The 20,245-nt window shown below is 61.4% G+C and carries 32 protein-coding genes; all 32 read left to right on the forward strand.

The window, feature by feature from the left end:
* Window positions 1–172 precede the first annotated feature (172 nt).
* The 32 genes from rpsJ to dsbD all read left to right on the forward strand — a co-directional run bounded on the left by rpsJ (window position 173) and on the right by dsbD (window position 20,184).
* Complete coding sequence (rpsJ, locus tag LDO54_RS37820) at window positions 173–484, forward strand: 30S ribosomal protein S10 (protein WP_017777154.1); 312 nt, start codon at window positions 173–175, stop codon at window positions 482–484.
* A 199-nt stretch (window positions 485–683) separates the two neighbouring features.
* Complete coding sequence (gene rplC, locus LDO54_RS37825; protein WP_065062826.1) at window positions 684–1,343, forward strand: 50S ribosomal protein L3; 660 nt, start codon at window positions 684–686, stop codon at window positions 1,341–1,343.
* The gene (rplD, locus tag LDO54_RS37830; protein ID WP_065062797.1) at window positions 1,343–1,963 is read left to right on the forward strand and encodes a 50S ribosomal protein L4; all 621 of its coding nucleotides are present in this window, start codon (window positions 1,343–1,345) and stop codon (window positions 1,961–1,963) included. Before rplC ends, rplD begins: the two co-directional genes overlap by 1 nt.
* Window positions 1,960–2,274: a 50S ribosomal protein L23 gene (gene rplW, locus LDO54_RS37835; protein ID WP_065062794.1), complete on the forward strand. Its 315-nt coding sequence runs from the start codon at window positions 1,960–1,962 to the stop codon at window positions 2,272–2,274. Before rplD ends, rplW begins: the two co-directional genes overlap by 4 nt.
* A gap of 2 nt (window positions 2,275–2,276) precedes the next feature.
* Window positions 2,277–3,104 carry a 50S ribosomal protein L2 gene (gene rplB, locus LDO54_RS37840; protein WP_224018140.1) on the forward strand — a complete coding sequence of 276 codons (828 nt, stop codon included), beginning with the start codon at window positions 2,277–2,279 and terminating at the stop codon, window positions 3,102–3,104.
* Window positions 3,105–3,114: 10 nt separating this feature from the next.
* On the forward strand, window positions 3,115–3,390 hold the full coding sequence (gene rpsS, locus LDO54_RS37845) for a 30S ribosomal protein S19 (protein WP_006998484.1): 276 nt from the start codon (window positions 3,115–3,117) through the stop codon (window positions 3,388–3,390).
* A 12-nt stretch (window positions 3,391–3,402) separates the two neighbouring features.
* A complete protein-coding gene (gene rplV / locus LDO54_RS37850; protein WP_004199272.1) occupies window positions 3,403–3,732 on the forward strand; it encodes a 50S ribosomal protein L22 in 330 nt (109 codons plus the stop codon).
* Window positions 3,733–3,743: 11 nt separating this feature from the next.
* Window positions 3,744–4,538, forward strand: a complete 795-nt coding sequence (rpsC, locus tag LDO54_RS37855) for a 30S ribosomal protein S3 (RefSeq protein WP_028213348.1) — start codon at window positions 3,744–3,746, stop codon at window positions 4,536–4,538.
* Between the two features lie 2 nt (window positions 4,539–4,540).
* Window positions 4,541–4,957, forward strand: a complete 417-nt coding sequence (rplP, locus tag LDO54_RS37860; RefSeq protein ID WP_027797288.1) for a 50S ribosomal protein L16 — start codon at window positions 4,541–4,543, stop codon at window positions 4,955–4,957.
* Window positions 4,958–4,967: 10 nt separating this feature from the next.
* Entirely contained in the window at window positions 4,968–5,162 is a 195-nt protein-coding gene (gene rpmC, locus LDO54_RS37865) for a 50S ribosomal protein L29 (protein ID WP_027819350.1), read from the forward strand.
* Entirely contained in the window at window positions 5,159–5,431 is a 273-nt protein-coding gene (gene rpsQ, locus LDO54_RS37870; RefSeq protein ID WP_065062790.1) for a 30S ribosomal protein S17, read from the forward strand. Before rpmC ends, rpsQ begins: the two co-directional genes overlap by 4 nt.
* 357 nt (window positions 5,432–5,788) lie before the next feature.
* A complete protein-coding gene (rplN, locus tag LDO54_RS37875; RefSeq protein WP_006998478.1) occupies window positions 5,789–6,157 on the forward strand; it encodes a 50S ribosomal protein L14 in 369 nt (122 codons plus the stop codon).
* 9 nt (window positions 6,158–6,166) lie between these two features.
* A complete protein-coding gene (rplX, locus tag LDO54_RS37880; RefSeq protein WP_224018142.1) occupies window positions 6,167–6,475 on the forward strand; it encodes a 50S ribosomal protein L24 in 309 nt (102 codons plus the stop codon).
* 16 nt (window positions 6,476–6,491) lie between these two features.
* A complete protein-coding gene (rplE, locus tag LDO54_RS37885) occupies window positions 6,492–7,031 on the forward strand; it encodes a 50S ribosomal protein L5 (RefSeq protein ID WP_065062786.1) in 540 nt (179 codons plus the stop codon).
* A 7-nt stretch (window positions 7,032–7,038) separates the two neighbouring features.
* A complete protein-coding gene (rpsN, locus tag LDO54_RS37890) occupies window positions 7,039–7,344 on the forward strand; it encodes a 30S ribosomal protein S14 (protein ID WP_027819346.1) in 306 nt (101 codons plus the stop codon).
* Window positions 7,345–7,358: 14 nt separating this feature from the next.
* The gene (rpsH, locus tag LDO54_RS37895; RefSeq protein ID WP_027819345.1) at window positions 7,359–7,754 is read left to right on the forward strand and encodes a 30S ribosomal protein S8; all 396 of its coding nucleotides are present in this window, start codon (window positions 7,359–7,361) and stop codon (window positions 7,752–7,754) included.
* Between the two features lie 18 nt (window positions 7,755–7,772).
* Entirely contained in the window at window positions 7,773–8,303 is a 531-nt protein-coding gene (rplF, locus tag LDO54_RS37900; protein ID WP_065062784.1) for a 50S ribosomal protein L6, read from the forward strand.
* 12 nt (window positions 8,304–8,315) lie between these two features.
* Window positions 8,316–8,681 carry a 50S ribosomal protein L18 gene (gene rplR, locus LDO54_RS37905; protein ID WP_027819343.1) on the forward strand — a complete coding sequence of 122 codons (366 nt, stop codon included), beginning with the start codon at window positions 8,316–8,318 and terminating at the stop codon, window positions 8,679–8,681.
* A 14-nt stretch (window positions 8,682–8,695) separates the two neighbouring features.
* Window positions 8,696–9,214 carry a 30S ribosomal protein S5 gene (gene rpsE, locus LDO54_RS37910; RefSeq protein WP_028206522.1) on the forward strand — a complete coding sequence of 173 codons (519 nt, stop codon included), beginning with the start codon at window positions 8,696–8,698 and terminating at the stop codon, window positions 9,212–9,214.
* Window positions 9,215–9,225: 11 nt separating this feature from the next.
* Entirely contained in the window at window positions 9,226–9,408 is a 183-nt protein-coding gene (rpmD, locus tag LDO54_RS37915; RefSeq protein WP_010106952.1) for a 50S ribosomal protein L30, read from the forward strand.
* 29 nt (window positions 9,409–9,437) lie between these two features.
* A complete protein-coding gene (rplO, locus tag LDO54_RS37920; RefSeq protein WP_027797298.1) occupies window positions 9,438–9,872 on the forward strand; it encodes a 50S ribosomal protein L15 in 435 nt (144 codons plus the stop codon).
* Window positions 9,873–9,931: 59 nt separating this feature from the next.
* Window positions 9,932–11,278: a preprotein translocase subunit SecY gene (gene secY / locus LDO54_RS37925; protein WP_224018144.1), complete on the forward strand. Its 1,347-nt coding sequence runs from the start codon at window positions 9,932–9,934 to the stop codon at window positions 11,276–11,278.
* Between the two features lie 7 nt (window positions 11,279–11,285).
* The gene (infA, locus tag LDO54_RS37930) at window positions 11,286–11,504 is read left to right on the forward strand and encodes a translation initiation factor IF-1 (protein WP_004521905.1); all 219 of its coding nucleotides are present in this window, start codon (window positions 11,286–11,288) and stop codon (window positions 11,502–11,504) included.
* Between the two features lie 20 nt (window positions 11,505–11,524).
* Window positions 11,525–11,641: a 50S ribosomal protein L36 gene (gene rpmJ, locus LDO54_RS37935; protein WP_027797300.1), complete on the forward strand. Its 117-nt coding sequence runs from the start codon at window positions 11,525–11,527 to the stop codon at window positions 11,639–11,641.
* A 42-nt stretch (window positions 11,642–11,683) separates the two neighbouring features.
* Window positions 11,684–12,049, forward strand: coding sequence for a 30S ribosomal protein S13 (rpsM, locus tag LDO54_RS37940; protein ID WP_205993805.1), 366 nt, complete (start codon window positions 11,684–11,686; stop codon window positions 12,047–12,049).
* Between the two features lie 28 nt (window positions 12,050–12,077).
* The gene (gene rpsK / locus LDO54_RS37945; RefSeq protein WP_006052224.1) at window positions 12,078–12,482 is read left to right on the forward strand and encodes a 30S ribosomal protein S11; all 405 of its coding nucleotides are present in this window, start codon (window positions 12,078–12,080) and stop codon (window positions 12,480–12,482) included.
* A gap of 165 nt (window positions 12,483–12,647) precedes the next feature.
* Window positions 12,648–13,271 carry a 30S ribosomal protein S4 gene (gene rpsD, locus LDO54_RS37950; RefSeq protein WP_224018146.1) on the forward strand — a complete coding sequence of 208 codons (624 nt, stop codon included), beginning with the start codon at window positions 12,648–12,650 and terminating at the stop codon, window positions 13,269–13,271.
* Window positions 13,272–13,395: 124 nt separating this feature from the next.
* Complete coding sequence (locus LDO54_RS37955) at window positions 13,396–14,373, forward strand: DNA-directed RNA polymerase subunit alpha (protein ID WP_027819335.1); 978 nt, start codon at window positions 13,396–13,398, stop codon at window positions 14,371–14,373.
* Between the two features lie 128 nt (window positions 14,374–14,501).
* Window positions 14,502–14,894 (forward strand): 50S ribosomal protein L17, encoded by a 393-nt coding sequence (gene rplQ, locus LDO54_RS37960; RefSeq protein ID WP_027819334.1) that lies wholly within the window; start codon window positions 14,502–14,504, stop codon window positions 14,892–14,894.
* A 314-nt stretch (window positions 14,895–15,208) separates the two neighbouring features.
* Window positions 15,209–17,653 carry a family 20 glycosylhydrolase gene (locus LDO54_RS37965; protein ID WP_224018149.1) on the forward strand — a complete coding sequence of 815 codons (2,445 nt, stop codon included), beginning with the start codon at window positions 15,209–15,211 and terminating at the stop codon, window positions 17,651–17,653.
* A gap of 262 nt (window positions 17,654–17,915) precedes the next feature.
* Window positions 17,916–18,248: a divalent-cation tolerance protein CutA gene (cutA, locus tag LDO54_RS37970; RefSeq protein ID WP_224018176.1), complete on the forward strand. Its 333-nt coding sequence runs from the start codon at window positions 17,916–17,918 to the stop codon at window positions 18,246–18,248.
* The gene (gene dsbD, locus LDO54_RS37975; RefSeq protein WP_224018151.1) at window positions 18,241–20,184 is read left to right on the forward strand and encodes a protein-disulfide reductase DsbD; all 1,944 of its coding nucleotides are present in this window, start codon (window positions 18,241–18,243) and stop codon (window positions 20,182–20,184) included. The genes cutA and dsbD overlap by 8 nt, the downstream gene beginning before the upstream one ends.
* Window positions 20,185–20,245 lie beyond the last annotated feature (61 nt).

Raw genomic sequence — 20,245 nt, forward strand, 5'->3', positions numbered from 1 at the left:
TCGGCGCCGGCGTGGTTGCGAAGATCATCGAGTAAATCGAGTAGAATACTCGGCTTGCTGTAGAAGTTGATGTACCCTGGGACCATCCGGCGGCGTCTTGCCGCAGGGTGGTCCTGCGCTCTTTATATTGTCTGGCGGCGCAAGTCCGCCTCGCTCTTTTTAAGGAATCGTCATGCAGAACCAAAAAATCCGTATCCGCCTGAAAGCTTTCGACTACCGCCTGATCGACCAGTCGGCTGCTGAAATCGTCGATACGGCGAAGCGCACGGGCGCAATCGTCCGCGGTCCGGTGCCGCTGCCGACGCGTATCCAGCGTTTCGACATCCTGCGCTCGCCGCACGTCAACAAGACGTCGCGCGACCAGCTCGAAATCCGCACCCACCTGCGCCTGATGGACATCGTCGACCCGACGGACAAGACCGTTGACGCGCTGATGAAGCTGGACCTCCCGGCTGGCGTGGACGTCGAAATCAAGCTGCAGTAAGAGTCTCGAGCGCGGCCAGGATGACCTGATCGCGCTAAGTCTTTGATTGCTTGCGGAAATCGTGGGAGGGCGTTATACTTGACGTCTTTTCGCGCATTTGCGCAAAAAAATCGGTGTGCCTTGCGAGCCTTTACCTCGGAAACACGCCGGTACTTTGTAAATTAGCCCCGACCAATCGCAGTCGGGAATGGAGAAAACGATGAGCCTTGGACTCGTAGGTCGCAAGGTTGGCATGACCCGTATCTTCACGGCCGAAGGGGATTCGATTCCCGTGACCGTGCTGGACGTGTCCGACAACCGCGTGACGCAGATCAAGACTGTTGAAACCGACGGCTACACGGCCGTGCAGGTTGCGTTCGGTACGCGCCGCGCTTCGCGCGTGACGAAGCCGATCGCAGGTCATCTCGCCAAAGCCGGTGTTCAAGCCGGTGAAATCCTCAAGGAATTCCAGATCGACGCCGCCAAGGCTGCCGAGCTGTCGAATGGCGCCGTGATCGGTGTGGACCTCTTCTCGGAAGGCCAGAAGGTCGATGTGCAAGGCACCTCGATCGGTAAGGGCTACGCCGGTACCATCAAGCGTTACAACTTTGCTTCGGGTCGTGCTTCGCACGGTAACTCGCGCTCGCACAATGTGCCGGGCTCGATCGGTATGGCGCAGGATCCGGGTCGTGTTTTCCCGGGTAAGCGCATGACCGGTCACATGGGTGACGAAACCGTGACGGTGCAAAACCTCGAAATCGCCCGTATCGACGCAGAGCGCAGCCTGCTGTTGGTCAAGGGTGCCGTGCCGGGTGCAAAGGGCGGCAAGGTTTTCGTGACGCCGGCTGTCAAGGCACGCGTCAAGAAAGGAGCGCAATAATGGAACTGAAGCTCCTGAACGCTAATGGTCAGGAAGGCGCAGCAGTTAACGCGTCGGACGTCGTGTTCGGCCGTGACTACAACGAAGCGCTGATCCATCAGATCGTTGTCGCCTATCAGGCGAACGCGCGCAGCGGTAACCGCGCGCAGAAGGACCGTGAGCAGGTCAAGCACACCACCAAGAAGCCGTGGCGTCAGAAGGGTACGGGCCGCGCTCGTGCCGGTATGTCGTCGAGCCCGCTGTGGCGTGGCGGTGGTCGCATCTTCCCGAATTCGCCGGAAGAAAACTTCGCTCACAAGGTCAACAAGAAGATGCATCGCGCAGGCCTCTGCTCGATCTTCTCGCAGCTGGCCCGTGAAGGCCGCATCTCGGTCGTCGAAGAGCTGTCGCTCGAAGCGCCGAAGACGAAGCTGCTGGCCGAAAAGTTCAAGGCCATGGGTCTCGAATCCGTGCTGGTCATCACCGACACGGTCGACGAGAACCTGTTTCTCGCGTCGCGCAACCTGCCCCACGTGGCAGTCGTTGAGCCGCGTTTTGCCGACCCCCTCTCGCTGATCTACTTCAAGAAGATCCTGATCACGAAGGCAGCGGTCGCCCAGATCGAGGAGTTGCTGTCATGAGCGAGATTCGCAAGAACGATCATCGTTTGATGCAGGTCCTGCTCGCGCCGGTGATCTCCGAAAAGGCGACGCTGGTGGCGGAGAAGAACGAACAAGTCGTCTTCGAAGTCGCCCCGGATGCGACGAAGCAGGAAGTCAAGGCTGCTGTCGAGCTGATGTTCAAGGTGGAAGTCGACTCCGTCAACGTGCTGGTCCAGAAGGGTAAAGCCAAGCGCTTTGGCCGCTTCAACGGCAAGCGCAAGGACGTGAAGAAGGCGTACGTCTGCCTGAAGCCCGGCCAGGAAATCAACTTTGAAGCGGAGGCCAAGTAATCATGGCAATCGTGAAAGTTAAGCCGACTTCGCCGGGTCGCCGCGCGATGGTCAAGATCGTCAACAAGGATCTGCATAAGGGTAAGCCGTTCGCCGCGCTGCTCGACACGCAATCCACGACGGCTGGCCGTAACAACAATGGTCGCATCACGACCCGTCACAAGGGTGGTGGTCACAAGCAGCACTACCGTGTGATCGACTTCCGTCGTACGAAGGACGGCATTCCGGCAAAGATCGAACGCCTGGAATACGACCCGAACCGTAGCGCGAACATCGCGCTGGTTCTGTACGCAGACGGTGAGCGTCGCTACATCATCGCCCCGAAGGGCGCGGTGGTTGGCCAGCCGCTGATGTCGGGTTCGGAAGCGCCGATCAAGTCGGGTAACGCTCTGCCGATCCGTAACATCCCGGTCGGTACGACGATCCACTGCATCGAAATGCTGCCGGGCAAGGGCGCGCAGATCGCGCGTTCGGCTGGTACGTCGGCAATGCTGCTGGCACGCGAAGGCGTCTACGCGCAGGTTCGTCTGCGTTCGGGCGAAATCCGCCGCGTCCACGTCGAGTGCCGCGCGACGATCGGTGAAGTTGGCAACGAAGAACACAGCCTCCGTCAAATCGGTAAGGCTGGTGCGAACCGCTGGCGCGGCATCCGCCCGACGGTCCGCGGCGTTGCAATGAACCCGGTTGATCACCCGCACGGTGGTGGTGAAGGCAAGACTGCTGCAGGTCGCGATCCGGTTAGCCCGTGGGGCACGCCGGCTAAGGGCTACCGCACCCGTAGCAACAAGCGCACGACGAGCATGATCGTCCAGCGCCGTCACAAGCGCTAAGGAGTAGGCAATGGCACGTTCTATTAAGAAAGGTCCGTTCTGCGACGCCCATTTGCTGAAGAAGGTTGAGGCAGCTGCAGCATCGCGTGACAAAAAACCGATCAAGACCTGGTCGCGTCGCTCGACGATCCTGCCGGACTTTATCGGCCTGACGATCGCCGTTCATAACGGCCGTCAACACGTTCCCGTGTATGTCACGGAAAACATGGTCGGCCACAAGCTTGGCGAGTTCGCACTGACCCGTACGTTCAAGGGTCACGCGGCCGACAAGAAGGCCAAGAAATAAGGGGCAATCAAGATGGAAGTGAAGGCAATTCATCGCGGTGCCCGCATCTCGGCGCAGAAAACGCGCCTTGTGGCTGACCAGATCCGCGGTCTGCCGGTCGACAAGGCACTGAACGTTCTGACGTTCTCGCCGAAGAAAGCGGCTGGCATCGTGAAAAAGGTTGTGCTCTCGGCGATCGCAAACGCGGAACACAACGAAGGCGCAGACATCGACGAGCTCAAGATCAAGAGCATCTACGTCGACAAGGCGGCTTCGCTGAAGCGTTTCACCGCGCGCGCCAAGGGCCGCGGCAACCGCATCGAGAAGCAATCCTGTCACATCACTGTGACGGTCGGGAATTAAGGAGCCATACGATGGGACAGAAAATTCATCCGACTGGCTTCCGTTTGGCCGTCAGCCGCAATTGGGCTTCGCGTTGGTACGCGAACAACAACAATTTCGCGGCGATGTTGAAGGAGGACATCGGTGTTCGTGAATACCTGAAGAAGAAGCTGAAGAACGCTTCGGTGGGCCGTGTTGTGATCGAGCGTCCGGCAAAGAACGCTCGCATCACGATTTACAGCTCGCGCCCGGGTGTGGTGATCGGCAAGAAGGGCGAGGACATCGAACTCCTCAAGGCCGAACTCCAGAAGCGCATGGGCGTTCCGGTTCACGTGAACATCGAAGAAATCCGCAAGCCGGAAACCGACGCGCAGCTGATCGCCGACTCGATCACGCAGCAGCTCGAACGCCGCATCATGTTCCGTCGCGCAATGAAGCGCGCGATGCAGAACGCGATGCGTCTGGGTGCCCAAGGCATCAAGATCATGAGCGCCGGCCGTCTGAACGGTATCGAAATCGCACGTACCGAGTGGTACCGCGAAGGTCGAGTGCCGCTTCACACGCTGCGTGCTGACATCGACTACGCAACCTCGGAAGCGAAGACGACGTACGGCATCATCGGCGTGAAGGTTTGGGTCTACAAGGGCGACACGCTCGGCCGCAACGACGCACCGGTGGTGGAAGAAGTCGCCGAAGAAAAGCGTCCGCGCCGCAACGCGCGTCCGGGCGATCGTCGTCCGCGCCGTGATGGCGAAGGTGCACCGGGCGCACGCCGTGGCGCACCGCGCCGTGGCGCTGCCGGCGGTGACGGCAAGAGTGGAGAATAACGATGCTGCAACCGAAACGCAGGAAGTATCGCAAAGAGCAGAAGGGTCGTAACACCGGCGTCGCAACTCGCGGCAACGCAGTTTCGTTCGGTGAATACGGTCTGAAGGCTATCGGTCGTGGTCGCCTGACCGCGCGTCAGATTGAAGCGGCGCGTCGTGCAATGACGCGTCACATCAAGCGTGGCGGCCGCATCTGGATCCGTATCTTCCCGGACAAGCCGATCTCGCAAAAGCCGGCGGAAGTGCGTATGGGTAACGGTAAGGGTAACCCTGAGTACTACGTCGCAGAGATTCAACCGGGCAAGATGCTGTACGAAATGGATGGTGTGTCCGAAGAACTGGCCCGTGAAGCGTTCCGTCTGGCTGCAGCGAAGCTGCCGCTGAAGACGGTCTTCATGGTTCGCCAGCTCGGCGCCTAAGGAGTTAATGATGAAGGCATCTGAACTTCTTCAGAAAGACAAGGCCGCGCTCGATCAAGAGCTGTCGGACCTCTTGAAGGCGCAATTCGGCCTGCGCATGCAACTCGCGACCCAGCAGCTCACGAACACGAGCCAGCTGAAGAAGGTTCGTCGCGACATCGCACGTGTGCGGACCGTCCTGACTCAGAAGGCGAACCAGAAATGAACGAAAGCGTGAAAACCTCGCTTAAGCGGACGCTGGTCGGCAAAGTCGTCAGCAACAAGATGGACAAGACGGTCACCGTCCTGGTCGAGCGCCGCGTCAAGCACCCGATCTACGGCAAGTACGTCGTGCAGTCGAAGAAGTACCACGCTCACGACGAGTCGAACACGTACAACGAGGGTGACCTCGTTGAAATCCAGGAGACCCGTCCGCTGTCGAAGACGAAGGCCTGGACCGTGTCGAAGCTGGTAGAAGCAGCACGCGTCATCTAAAACGTCCGTTTCAGATGATGAAACATCCCGGGGTTCTCCCCCGGGATGCAGAAGTAGTTGAAATCGCAGAAGATTTCGCTTGCTAGACCAAGATTATCGAGTTATAGTCTTGGTCTTCCCTCTTTATGGGTTCGCTGTTGGCAAAGCAGCGGGTAAACATGAAAGGGGAAGCAAAATCCGGGCGCCAGTCCGGGTTAGCAAGATTCACCGGAATGCGATGGCCGGTTTCGTTTGCCGTCGCTGCTGTTCATACCCAAGCAGCTGAGCGGTCGTTCTAGTGGCGGCGCGGCTGACGGGACCAAGACTGACCGGATGTGCCATGGTGGCGCGACCGGATTAAGTTGGGATAGATAAACCATGATCCAGACCGAAACTCGGCTTGAAGTAGCCGACAACACGGGTGCGCGTGAAGTCATGTGCATCAAGGTGCTCGGCGGCTCGAAGCGTCGTTATGCCAGCATTGGCGACATCATCAAGGTGACCGTCAAGGAAGCAACGCCGCGCGGGCGCGTGAAAAAGGGCGAAATCTACAACGCTGTTGTGGTTCGCACCGCGAAGGGCGTGCGCCGTCAAGACGGCTCGCTGATCAAGTTCGATGGCAACGCCGCCGTGCTTTTGAACACCAAGCTTGAGCCGATCGGCACCCGTATTTTCGGGCCGGTTACGCGTGAGCTGCGTAGCGAACGATTCATGAAGATCGTTTCGCTGGCGCCGGAAGTGCTGTAAGGAGTCGCGATGAACAAGATTCGCAAGGGTGACGAAGTTATTGTCGTCACTGGCAAAGACAAGGGCAAGCGCGGCGTCGTGGTAGGAATTGGCGAAGACCGCGTGACCGTCGAAGGCATCAACATCGCGAAGAAGCATGTTAAGCCGAACCCCATGAAGGGTACGACGGGTGGCGTTGAAGCCAAGGCAATGCCGCTGGCTATCTCGAACGTCGCATTGGTCGACGCGAACGGCAAGCCGTCGCGCGTGGGCATCAAGGTCGAAGGGGACAAGAAGGTTCGTTTCCTTAAGACGACCGGTGCTGTTCTGAGCGCCTGACGCTGCGGAGTAAAAAATGGCACGTTTGCAAGAATTTTATAAAGAGAAGGTCGTTCCCGGCCTGATCGAGAAGTTCGGTTACAAGTCGATCATGGAAGTGCCGCGCCTCACCAAGATCACCCTGAACATGGGTGTCGGTGAAGCCGTTGCTGACAAGAAAGTACTTGAGCACGCCGTGGGCGACCTCACGAAGATCGCCGGTCAGAAGCCTGTCGTGACGAAGTCGCGCAAGGCAATCGCCGGTTTCAAGATTCGTGAAGGCTACCCGATCGGCACGATGGTCACGCTGCGTGGCCAGGCAATGTACGAATTCCTGGACCGTTTCGTGACGGTTGCGCTCCCCCGCGTGCGCGACTTCCGTGGCGTGTCGGGCAAGGCGTTCGATGGCCGTGGTAACTACAACATCGGTGTGAAAGAGCAGATCATTTTCCCCGAAATTGACTACGACAAGATCGACGCGCTGCGTGGGCTGAACATCAGCATCACGACGACCGCGAAGACCGACGAAGAAGCAAAGGCACTGCTCGCCAGCTTCAAGTTCCCGTTCAGAAACTGAGGTTACCGTGGCTAAACTGGCACTGATCGAACGTGAAAAGAAGCGCGCTCGTCTGGCAGCGAAATTTGCGCCGAAGCGCGCAGAGCTGAAGGCGATCATCGACGACCAAAGCAAGTCGGAAGAAGAGCGTTACGCAGCTCGCCTCGAACTGCAACAACTGCCCCGCAACTCGAACCCGACCCGCAAGCGTAACCGCTGCGCGATCACGGGTCGTCCGCGTGGCACGTTCCGCAAATTCGGTCTCGCACGTAACAAGATTCGTGAAATCGCGTTCCGTGGTGAGATCCCTGGCATCACCAAGGCGAGCTGGTAATAGGAGAAACATAAATGAGCATGAGTGATCCTATCGCCGATATGCTGACTCGCATCCGCAATGCGCAGATGGTCGAGAAAGTTTCGGTTGCTATGCCCTCGTCGAAAGTGAAGATTGCGATTGCGCAGGTTCTGAAGGACGAAGGTTATATCGACGACTTCGCGGTGAAAACCGAAGGTGCGAAGTCGGAATTGAACATCGCGTTGAAGTACTACGCTGGCCGTCCCGTTATCGAGCGCATCGAACGCGTCTCGAAGCCGGGTCTGCGCGTGTACCGCGGCCGCAACGACATCCCGCAGGTCATGAATGGCCTCGGCGTTGCGATCGTGTCGACGCCCAAGGGTGTGATGACGGACCGCAAGGCGCGCGCTACTGGCGTCGGCGGCGAAGTTATCTGCTACGTCGCTTAAGGCCTAAGGAGAAGAAACATGTCTCGAGTAGGTAAGAGCCCGGTCGCGCTGCAAGGCGCAGAAGCGACGCTCAGCGACGAGAAGATTACCGTCAAGGGCGCGCTGGGCACGATTTCGCAAGCTGCGAACCGCCTCGTGAAGGTGGTGAACGACAACGGCACGCTCAAGTTCGAGCCGGCCGACGACAGCCGCGAAGCAAACGCAATGTCGGGCACGATGCGCGCGATCGTCGCGAACATGGTGCAGGGCGTGACGAAGGGTTTCGAGCGCAAGCTGACGCTGGTTGGCGTCGGTTACCGTGCTCAAGCACAAGGCGACAAGCTGAACCTGTCGCTGGGTTTCTCGCACCCCGTGGTGCACCAGATGCCGGAAGGCGTGAAGGCCGAAACCCCGTCGCAAACGGAAATCGTGATCAAGGGGATCGACAAGCAGAAAGTCGGCCAAACCGCAGCCGAAGTGCGCGGTTATCGCCCGCCTGAGCCCTACAAGGGCAAGGGTGTGCGTTACGCCGACGAGGTTGTGATCCTCAAAGAAACGAAGAAGAAGTAAGGGTGCGCAATCATGGATAAGACTCAATCTCGCCTGCGCCGCGCTCGTCAGACGCGTCTCAAGATCGCTGAGCTGCAAGTCGCGCGCCTGGCCGTGCATCGCACGAACACGCACATTTACGCGCAAGTGTTCTCGCCCTGCGGCACCAAGGTGCTGGCCAGCGCATCGACGCTTGAAGCCGAAGTGCGTGCGCAACTGGCTGACCAGTCGGGCAAGGGTGGCAATGTCGCCGCTGCCTCGCTGATCGGCAAGCGTATCGCAGAAAAGGCTAAGGCCGCCGGCATCGAATCCGTCGCCTTTGACCGCTCGGGTTTCCGCTACCACGGCCGCGTCAAGGCGCTGGCTGATGCAGCGCGTGAAGCCGGGCTCAAGTTCTAAGGAAGGAATTCGTCATGGCAAAGATGCAAGCGAAAGTTCAGGCTGACGAACGCGACGACGGCCTTCGTGAAAAAATGATTTCGGTCAATCGCGTGACCAAGGTCGTGAAGGGTGGCCGTATTCTCGGCTTCGCCGCACTGACCGTGGTTGGCGATGGTGATGGCCGCGTCGGTATGGGCAAGGGCAAGTCGAAAGAAGTGCCCGTCGCTGTCCAGAAGGCGATGGAACAAGCTCGTCGCAACATGTTCAAGGTGCCCCTGAAGAACGGCACCCTGCAACACGAAGTGCACGGCAAGCATGGCGCATCGGTCGTCCTCCTCGCTCCGGCGAAGGCTGGTACGGGCGTGATCGCCGGCGGCCCGATGCGCGCAGTGTTCGACGTGATGGGCGTGCAGAACGTCGTGGCCAAGAGCCACGGTTCGACGAACCCGTACAACCTCGTTCGTGCAACGCTGGACGGTCTGCGCAAGCAGTCGACCCCGGCTGACATCGCGGCGAAGCGCGGCAAGTCCGTCGAAGACATTCTGGGCTAAGGGTGGGCACTATGTCTGAAAAAACTGTCAAGGTTCAGCTCGTCAAGAGCCTGATTGGGACCCGCGAAACGCACCGTGCCACCGTGCGCGGTCTCGGCCTGCGTCGCCTGAACTCGGTCTCCGAGCTGCAGGATACGCCGGCTGTGCGCGGCATGATCAACAAGGTCTCGTACCTCGTTAAGGTCATCGGCTAAGCGGTCGACCAAGACTCCAGGAGTTGAAAATGGAATTGAATAACCTGAAGCCGGCAGAAGGCGCGAAGCATGCAAAGCGTCGCGTCGGTCGCGGCATCGGCTCCGGCCTCGGCAAGACCGCTGGCCGTGGTCACAAGGGTCAGAAATCGCGTTCGGGCGGCTTCCACAAGGTTGGCTTCGAAGGCGGTCAAATGCCGCTGCAGCGTCGTCTGCCGAAGCGTGGCTTCACCTCGCTGACGAAGGAATTCGTCGGTGAAGTGCGCCTCGCCGACATCGAGAAGCTGCCGGTCGACGAAATCGATCTGTTGGCTCTCAAGCAGGCAGGCCTGGTTGGCGAACTGACCAAGAGCGCGAAGATCATCGCCACCGGCGAGATCAAGCGTAAGGTCGTCGTGAAGGGCCTGGGTGCGACGAAGAATGCGCGTGCTGCGATTGAAGCAGCAGGCGGTTCTTTTGCCGAGTGATTGTGAGTGGTGCGCGCGGGTTCGCCCGCCGTCACTAACATCTGCATCGGAGAAGCTACTTGGCTACTAGCCCGAGTCTCGCAAAAACCGGTCGCAGCGCTCCGAAGTTCGGCGACCTGCGTCGGCGTGCAATGTTCTTGCTGCTGGCGCTGGTCGTTTATCGTATCGGTGCGCACATTCCGGTTCCGGGTATCGACCCAGACCAGCTGGCGAAGCTCTTTCAAAGCCAGTCGGGCGGCATCCTGGGCATGTTCAACATGTTCTCGGGTGGCGCGCTGTCTCGCTTCACGATCTTCGCGTTGGGTGTGATGCCGTATATTTCGGCGTCGATCATCCTGCAGCTGATGGCGATCGTCTCGCCCCAGCTGGAAGCGCTGAAGAAGGAAGGGCAGGCCGGACAACGCAAGATCACGCAGTACACGCGGATCTTCACGGTGGTGCTGGCGACGTTTCAGGCGTTTGGCATCGCGGTCGCGCTGGAAAACCAGCCTGGCCTCGTGATCGATCCGGGCATGGTGTTTCGCCTGACGACGGTCGTAACGCTCGTGACGGGCACGATGTTCCTGATGTGGCTTGGTGAGCAGATCACGGAACGCGGTCTCGGCAACGGCATTTCGATCATCATCTTCGGCGGGATCGCAGCGGGCTTCCCGAATGCGATTGGCGGTCTGTTCGAACTGGTTCGCACCGGCTCGATGGGCCCCGTCTCGGCGATCATCATCGTGGCGCTGATCGCGGCTGTGACGTACCTGGTGGTGTTCATCGAACGCGGCCAGCGCAAGATCCTCGTGAACTATGCGAAGCGTCAGGTCGGTAACAAGATTTACGGCGGGCAGTCGTCCCACCTGCCGCTCAAGCTGAACATGTCGGGCGTGATTCCGCCGATCTTCGCATCGTCGATCATCCTGTTCCCGGCAACGATTCTGAATTGGTTCAGCTCGGGTTCGCGATCCAACTGGTTCGCAGACACGCTGCACAACCTGGCTGAAGCTCTCAAGCCCGGCCAACCCGTGTACGTGTTGCTGTATGCGTTGGCGATCGTCTTCTTCTGCTTCTTCTACACCGCACTGGTGTTCAACAGCAGGGAAACGGCCGACAACCTGAAGAAGAGTGGCGCGTTCGTACCTGGCATCCGCCCGGGCGATCAGACGGCTCGCTATATCGACCGCATCCTCACGCGTCTGACGCTGGCCGGTGCGATCTATATCGTGTTCGTCTGCCTGCTGCCGGAGTTTCTGGTGCTGCGCTGGAATGTGCCGTTTTATTTTGGTGGCACGTCGCTGCTGATCATTGTCGTCGTCACAATGGACTTCATGGCGCAGGTGCAGTCGTACGTCATGTCGCAACAATACGAATCGCTGCTCAAGAAGGCGAACTTCAAGGGTGGCGGAGTCCCGATGCGCTGAAGGACATATGGCCAAAGACGATGTGATCCAGATGCAAGGTGAGGTCATAGAAAACCTCCCTAACGCTACTTTCCGGGTGAAACTGGAAAACGGCCATGTGGTCCTTGGGCATATTTCCGGGAAGATGCGGATGCACTATATCCGCATCCTTCCGGGCGACAAGGTGACGGTTGAGTTGACGCCTTACGATCTGTCGCGTGCGCGGATCGTGTTCCGGGCGAAGTGATTTAGAAAAAGGGTAATATCATGAAAGTGATGGCATCGGTAAAGCGCATGTGCCGTAACTGCAAAATCATCAAGCGCAACGGCGTCGTTCGCGTGATTTGCAGCACGGACCCGCGCCACAAGCAGCGTCAAGGCTGATCAGCGCGCTTTTTGCTTGCGCTTTTTGTTTGAGGAAAAACAATGGCTCGTATCGCAGGGGTTAACATCCCGAACCACCAGCACACGGAAATCGGCCTTACGGCGATCTTCGGTATCGGCCGCACGCGTTCGCGCAACATCTGCGTCGCTGCTGGTGTCTCGTTTGACAAGAAGGTCAAGGACCTGACCGACGCGGATCTCGAAAAGCTGCGTGATGAAGTGGGCAAGTTTGTCGTCGAAGGCGATCTCCGCCGTGAAACGACGATGAACATCAAGCGCCTGATGGATCTCGGCTGCTACCGCGGCGTGCGCCATCGCAAGGGCCTGCCCCTGCGTGGCCAGCGTACGCGTACCAACGCACGTACGCGCAAGGGTCCGCGCCGCGCAGCACAGTCGCTGAAGAAGTAAGCGGTTCTGACAGTTACAGGAAAACGTAATGGCTAAGGCTTCGAACAACTCCGCGGCGCAACGCGTTCGCAAGAAGGTTAAGAAGAACGTCGCCGAGGGCGTGGTTCACGTTCACGCGTCGTTCAACAACACGATCATCACGATCACCGACCGTCAAGGCAATGCACTCGCCTGGGCAACGTCGGGCGGTCAGGGCTTCAAGGGTTCGCGTAAGTCGACGCCCTTCGCAGCTCAGGTCGCAGCTGAATCGGCTGGCCGTGTTGCAATGGAATACGGCGTCAAGAACCTCGAAGTGCGTATCAAGGGCCCCGGCCCGGGTCGCGAATCGGCGGTGCGCGCGCTGCATGGTCTTGGCATCAAGATCACCGCGATCTCCGACGTGACGCCGGTCCCGCACAACGGCTGCCGTCCGCCGAAGCGCCGTCGTATCTAAGGCGTCGCGCTTGCCGACTGCCTGAGCCGCCGGTAACGGCGTCCCAGGCTCTCGGCGCTATTGAATTGACTAAGCCCACCGTTCGGTCCAAAGGGCCGGACTAGCGCGAGTCGCGGGGTCTCCCCGTTTCAGGCTTCGCGTGATCAATTATCGAAGGAAAGCAACGTGGCACGTTATATCGGCCCGAAGGCCAAGCTGTCCCGCCGTGAAGGCACCGACCTCTTCCTGAAGAGCGCACGCCGCTCGCTCGCTGACAAGTGCAAGCTCGACAGCAAGCCGGGTCAACACGGCCGCACCTCGGGTGCGCGCACGTCCGACTACGGCACGCAGCTGCGCGAGAAGCAAAAAGTGAAGCGTATCTACGGCGTGCTCGAGCGTCAGTTCCGCCGCTACTTCGCGGAAGCTGACCGTCGCAAGGGCAACACCGGCGAAAACCTGCTGCAACTGCTCGAATCGCGTCTCGACAACGTCGTGTACCGCATGGGCTTCGCATCGACCCGCGCTGAAGCGCGTCAGCTCGTGAGCCACAAGGCTCTCACGCTGAACGGCGTCGTTGCTAACGTCCCGTCGATGCAAGTGAAGGCAGGCGACGTCGTCGCTATTCGCGAAAAGGCGAAGAAGCAGGCGCGTATCGCTGAAGCCCTCTCGCTGGCAGAGCAAGGCGGCATCGCAGGCTGGGTCGCAGTCGACGCGAAGAAGTTCGAAGGTACGTTCAAGGGCGTGCCGGAGCGCAGCGACATCGCTGGCGACATCAACGAAAGCCTGATCGTCGAATTGTATTCGCGTTAATCGAATTGACGGCCGGGGTAACCTCTGTGCTTCGCGCAGGAGGAAGCCTCGGCTGTTTTTTTCAGGTTGTGGCCATCTCAGCCTTATCGGTGTAACGAGCCGAGGGTATTGAAAAGGAAAACCTATGCAAACCAGTTTGTTGAAACCCAAGATCATCGCTGTGGAATCGCTCGGCGACAACCACGCGAAAGTGGTCATGGAGCCGTTCGAACGCGGTTATGGCCATACCTTGGGTAACGCGCTTCGGCGCGTGCTGCTGTCGTCGATGGTGGGCTACGCGCCGACCGAAGTGACGATCGCAGGCGTCGTGCACGAATACTCGACGCTCGATGGTGTGCAAGAGGATGTGGTCAACCTGCTGTTGAACCTGAAGGGTGTGGTCTTCAAGCTGCATAACCGTGACGAAGTGACGGTTACGCTGCGCAAGGAAGGCGAAGGCGTTGTCACCGCTGGCGACATCGAACTCTCGCACGACTGCGAAGTCATCAACCCGGAACACGTCGTTGCGCATCTGACGAAGGGCGGCAAGCTCGACGTCCAGATCAAGATCGAGAAGGGCCGCGGCTACGTGCCGGGCAACGTGCGCCGTTACGGCGACGAGTCGGCCAAGATCATCGGCCGTATCGTGCTGGACGCTTCGTTCTCGCCGGTTCGCCGCGTGAGCTACGCAGTGGAAAGCGCGCGTGTCGAACAGCGTACCGACCTCGACAAGCTCGTGATGAACATCGAAACCAACGGCGTGATCTCGCCTGAGGAAGCGATCCGCCAGTCGGCCCGCATCCTCGTGGATCAGCTGTCGGTGTTCGCTGCACTGGAAGGCACGGAAACGGCGGCGGAAGCCCCGTCGCGCGCACCGCAGATCGATCCGATCCTGCTGCGTCCGGTGGACGATCTCGAACTCACGGTTCGCTCGGCGAACTGCCTGAAGGCCGAGAACATCTACTACATCGGCGACCTGATCCAGCGTACCGAGAACGAGCTGCTCAAGACCCCGAATCTGGGTCGCAAGTCGCTCAACGAGATCAAGGAAGTGCTTGCTTCCCGCGGTCTCACGCTCGGCATGAAGCTCGAAAACTGGCCGCCGGCTGGTCTCGACAAGTAAGAAGTGTGGCACGGACGCGGATTTTCCTTTAAAATCCGCGTCTTGCCTTTTTCACGTACCGGCCCGTGCCTTGGTAGTCTCGAGGCGATAGAAGAGCTGGACCAAAACTTTGTTTCAAGGAAATTGAAATGCGTCACCGTCATGGTCTGCGGAAACTGAACCGCACGAGCAGCCACCGTCTGGCAATGCTCCGTAACATGTCCAACTCGCTCATCGAGCACGAAGTCATCAAGACGACGCTGCCGAAGGCGAAGGAACTCCGTAAGGTTGTCGAGCCCCTCATCACGCTGGGCAAGAAGCCGTCGCTGGCAAACCGTCGTCTGGCGTTCAACCGCCTGCGCGATCGTGACTCGGTCACGAAGCTGTTCGACGTGCTCGGTCCGCGTTTCGCGAACCGTCCGGGCGGCTACCTGCGTATCCTGAAGTTCGGTTTCCGTGTTGGCGACAACGCACCGATGGCACTGGTCGAACTGCTCGACCGTCCGGAAGTCACGGAAGAGAACATCCAGGAAGCGGAATAAGCTTTCAGTCGCTCAATCCCGTATTGAGCGATGTGCGAAAAAGCCAGGCCTAGCCTGGCTTTTTTGTTTTGGGCGCCTCCAGGCTGGAAACCGATCCTCGATCTGCTTGCTTAAAGACAGCGGAGCTTGACGTACTGCGACCTCGGCGCGGGATCGTCACCGTATAGTCAGGGACAGAAGCGGGCGTCGCCGGCGATGGAGGAGACATGGATCACTGGTCCCAAAATATTTTAGGATTCCATAGTAATAGTGCGCGTGAAGTAGGCAATATCGCGGCGCGTTCGGCGCTTCGATTCGTCATGGCGTGTTGCGCGATGCTTGCCGTGCTGGCGCTCGGCGCTTGCGGCAGTTCTCTCGACAGTTCAAAGTCGCCCGGCGCCCAGGCCGCAAAGCTCGGCGACAGCCTGAAGCTGAGCGTCGCGATCGATACGAACGATGCGAGCCAGGCGGGCGTGTCCTGCGCGAATCTCGGCGCGGACTGGGCGAGTTGCGCGCGCGGTCGCCTGATCCTCGAAAATCGCGGCTCGGAGCCCGTGAGCGCGGGCGGTTGGACGCTCTATCTGCACAGCATCCGGCGCGTGCTGGCGATCGACAATGCGGCGATCGCGTGGCGTCACATCACGGGCGATCTGTATGCGCTGTCGCCGGCCCAAGGGGCGTTTACGCTGGCGCCGGGGCAGCGTCTCGAAGTGCCGTTCGTGGGCGAATACTGGTATCGGCGCTATAGCGATTTGCTGCCGCGCGCCTACGTGGTGGTCGAGGGCGCGCCGGCAGTCGTCCTCAAGGCGAACAATACCGACGATGAAACGCAGTACGTCGAAGGTCTGCCGCCCAACGCGGACAGCGCGGCCGATTTCGAGCAGACGCCTGCGCAGATCCTGCGCGCCCGCGCTGAGGCCGCCGCGCCGTCTGCGCAGCAGGTCGCGGCGCGCGCGGTTCCGGCCGTCCTGCGCGAGCAGGCGGGCGACGGCGATCTGAGCGTCGGCGGCGTGGCGCTCGCGGCGCCCGATCTTCAGGCTGGGCAACTGGCGGCACTTCAGGCGCGGGCATCGGCGCTCGGGCTGACGGGTACGCCGGTCGCGGTGACGGGCCGCATCGCGCCCACTGCGCTGCCCAGCGATGTGGCCGTGTCGGGCGGCTATCGCCTGACGATCGCGCGCGGCGGCGTGACCATCGACGGCTACGACGCCGCCGGCGTGTACTACGGCGTGCAGACGCTCTTTGCGCTGACGCCCGCAGGCGGCGGCCGCGTGCCCGCGCTGACGATCGAAGACGCGCCGCGCTACACGCATCGCGGCATGATGGTCGATCTCGCGCGCAACTTCCGCCATCCGGCCACGCTCGAGCGCCTGATGGACCAGATGAGCGCCTACAAGCTCAATCGCCTCCATCTGCATCTGTCCGACGACGAAGGCTGGCGCATCCAGATTCCCGGTTTGCCCGAGCTGACCGACATCGGCGGCCAGCGCTGCCATGATCCCGACGAGAACCGCTGTCTGCTGCCGCAACTGGCCTCGGGTCCGAACAACGAATCGGGCGGCGGCTACCTGAGCCGCGCCGACTACGTGGCGCTCGTGCGCTACGCCGCGGATCGCTTCATCGAAATCATTCCCGAAATCGACATGCCCGCCCACGAACGGGCCGCCGTGGTGGCGATGGAGGCGCGTTACCGCAAGCTGCACGCGCAGGGTGACGAGCCGGGCGCGAACGAATACCGGCTGCTCGATCCGCAGGACACCACGAACATGACGTCGGTGCAGTTCTACGACCGGCGCACGGCGCTCAATCCGTGTTCCGAGAGCGCGCGCCGCTTCGCTAACAAGGTCATCGGCGAAATCGCGGCGATGCACCGGGACGCGGGCGCGCCGCTCTCGCTCTGGCACTTCGGCGGCGACGAGGCGAAGAACATCCTGCTCGGCTCGGGCTTCCAGGCGCTCGACGGTAGCGACGCCGGCAAGGGCCGCATCAATCTCGCGGCGCAGGACAAGCCGTGGGCGCGCTCGCCCTGGTGCGCGGCGTCGATTCAGCAAGGCAAGGTCGCTTCGGTCGACGAACTGCCCACGAAGTTCGCGACCGATGTCAGCCAGCTTGTCAGCGCCAACGGCATCAGCGCGATGGCGGCCTGGCAGGACGGCGTCAAGCACGCCAACGGCCCGCAGGATTTCGCGACGAAAAGCGTGATGGTGACGCTTTGGGACACGCTTTACTGGGGCGGCGCGGACACGGTTCAGTCGTGGAGCCAGAAGGGCTATCGGGGCGTTCTCGCGTTGCCGGATTACCTCTACTTCGATTTCCCGTACACGATCGATCCGCACGAGCGCGGCTACTACTGGGGCTCGCACGCGACGGACAGCTTCAAGGTCTTTTCGCTTGCGCCCGACAATCTACCGCAGAACGCCGAGATCATGCCCGATCGCGACGGCAAGCCGTTCGAGATCACGACTGCGGGCACGGCGCCGCACATCGAGGGCATGCAGGGGCAGGCGTGGGCCGAGGTGATCCGCAACGACCAACTGTTCGAGTACATGGTGTATCCGCGTCTGCTTGCGCTGGCCGAGCGCGCCTGGCACCGCGCGCCCTGGGAACTGCCGTATCGGGTGGGCGAGCGCTTCAAGCTCGGCGAGACCGACAAGGTCGACAAGGCCGCGCTGGCGCAGGACTGGGCCGCGTTCATGCGCGTGCTCGAGACGCGCGAGATTGCCAAACTTCAGCGCTCGGGCGCGGTTGTGCGGCCGTCGCTCAGACTTTCCGGCAACTAACGGATCTCGCACGATTCCGCGCTGAGCGAGGCGCGCGCAAGCCAGGCCTGTCACCAAGCCTGGCTTTTTCCGTTGCGCGCGTGGAATAAAGCGCGAGCCGCCGCGTTTGCCTGGTTGGCCCCGCCTTGTTGGCTTCGCTGCCGCGGAGTGCATGAACGAAGCCAATCGATGGCGGTGGTACGATAACGTCCTGCCTCAAGTCCCCGGCCTTTCGCGTGCGTACGTACGCGGCGGCGCGCGGGACGCCCAGCCGGAGTTCGCCGTGACCCTCAATGTGACCCTGATGCTGACCACGGTGCCCGACGAGGACACCGCCGACAAGCTCGCTTCCGCGGCACTCGCGGTGCGGCTCGCGGCCTGCGTGACGCGGCTCGGCGCCGTGCATTCGCAGTATCACTGGCAGGGCAAGATCGAGTCCGGCAGCGAGATCCAGCTGCTTTTCAAGACGAGCCTCGCCCGCGCGGCCGAGCTCGAACAGTTCATCCAGACCCAGCATCCCTACGACACGCCCGAGATCCTCGCCTGGCAGGCGACGGCGTCGACCGCTTACGGGCAGTGGGTCAATACCGAAACCCAGCGTCCCCTCCATGTCTAACCGCTTCGATCGGCGCCTGCGCGCCGCGCCGTACGCTTCGCCGTTGGCCTCGCTGTTGTCGTTCTTCGCGCTTGTGGTCTGCGTGCTGCCGCTGCTGTTCGGCGCGTCGCCCGCGCATGCCGACGACGACTTCCTGCCGCCCGACCAGGCCTTCACGTTCAGCGCGAGCGAAGAGCCGGGCATGGTCGACGTGCACTTCAAGATCGCCGACGGCTACTACATGTACCGCGAGCGTTTCGCGTTCGAGGCGCAGAACGGCGCGACGATCGGCGATGCGCAGATTCCGCCCGGTCACGTGAAGTTCGATCCGACGTTCAACAAGAACGTCGAGACCTACCGCAAGGAGCTGACGATCCGCGTGCCGGTGAAGCAGGCGAGCGGCGCGTTCGATCTCACGGTGACGTCGCAGGGGTGCGCCGATGCGGGCATCTGCTATCCGCCCGCGCAGCACGTTTATCACGTGAGTGGCGCGGCGCTGCAGGCGGCGAATGCGTCGACGAACGCCACGAACGCTACGAGCGCGACTACGACCACCGCAGCAGCAGCAGCCACCACCGGCAGCACCGAAGAACCCTGGTACGAACGCGCCACGAGCGCCGACTACGCGCAATCGCTGCTGCAAGGCGGCGGCTTCTTCGCGGTGATCGGCCTTTACTTCGTCGCGGGCATGGTCCTGAGCCTGCTGCCCTGTTCGTATCCGATGATCCCGATCCTCTCGGCGATCATCGTCGGCGAGGGCGCGCAGGTGACGCGCTCGCGCGGCTTCGCGCTCTCGTTCGTCTACGTGCTCGGCATGGCGCTCGTCTACACGGTGCTCGGCATCGCGGCCGCGCTGGTCGGCCAGAGTCTGGGCGCGTGGCTGCAGAATCCGTGGGTGCTCGGCGTGTTCGCCGTGCTGCTCACCGCGTTCGCCGTGATGCTGATCGCGGGCTACGACATCGCGCTGCCGCAGCGCTGGCAGGACGGCGCCTCGCGCGCGTCGCAGGGCCGTTCGGGCGGCAAGTTCGCCGCCGTCGCCGTGATGGGCGCGCTCTCCGCGCTCGTGGTGGGCGCGTGCATGACGGCGCCGCTGTTCGCCGTGCTCGCGTTCATCGCGCACACGGGCAACGCGGTGCTCGGCGGCGCGGCGCTGTTCGCGATGGGCATCGGCCTCGGCGTGCCGCTGATGATTCTCGGTCTCGGCGCGGGCACGCTGCTGCCGCGCGCGGGCACGTGGATGGACGGCGTGAAGGTGTTCTTCGGCGTCGTGCTGCTGGCCGCCGCGCTGTGGATCGTCTGGCCGGTGCTGGGCGCGACCGCGCAAATGCTGCTCGCCGCGCTCTGGCTGCTACTGGCCGCCGCCGCGCTGGGCCTGTTCACACCGAATGCGGGCGCAACCAATGTGTGGCGGCGTCTCGGACGCGGTCTCGGCGCCGCATTCGCGATCTGGGCAGCGACGCTGATCGTCGGTCTCGCGGCGGGCTCGGTTGATCCGCTGCGTCCGCTTGCGGTGCTCGCCGCGCGCTCGGGAGGCGCCGGCGAGGCGGTAGCGGGTGCGCAGCCGGGCGCGTCCACGAATGGCGCGGATGCGCTCGCGTTCGCGCCCGTGCGTTCGTCGGCGCAACTCGACGCGGCGCTCAAGTCGGCGGGCAAGCCCACGATGCTCGACTTCTACGCGGACTGGTGCGTGAGCTGCAAGGAGATGGAGAAGTTCACGTTCAGCGACGCGCGCGTGCAGGCGCGTCTCGCGCAGCTCGGCCTGCTGCGCGCCGACGTGACCGCGAACAGTCCCGACGATCAGGCGCTGCTCAAGCGCTTCGGTTTGTTCGGGCCGCCGGGCATCATCTTCTTCGATGCTCAGGGCAACGAAGTGCTGCGCGTGGTCGGTTACGAGAACGCCGACAAATTCCTCGCGCGGCTCGATCGCGTGGTCCCGGCGGCGGGCACGCAGTCGTAAGCCGCGCGTATCGACACGCATCGCCGCAAGCCGCAAAAATGAAAAAAGCCCCGGAAACCGG

It is taken from the genome of Paraburkholderia tropica (assembly GCF_914484835.1).
Taxonomy (GTDB): Bacteria; Pseudomonadota; Gammaproteobacteria; order Burkholderiales; family Burkholderiaceae; genus Paraburkholderia; species Paraburkholderia tropica_A.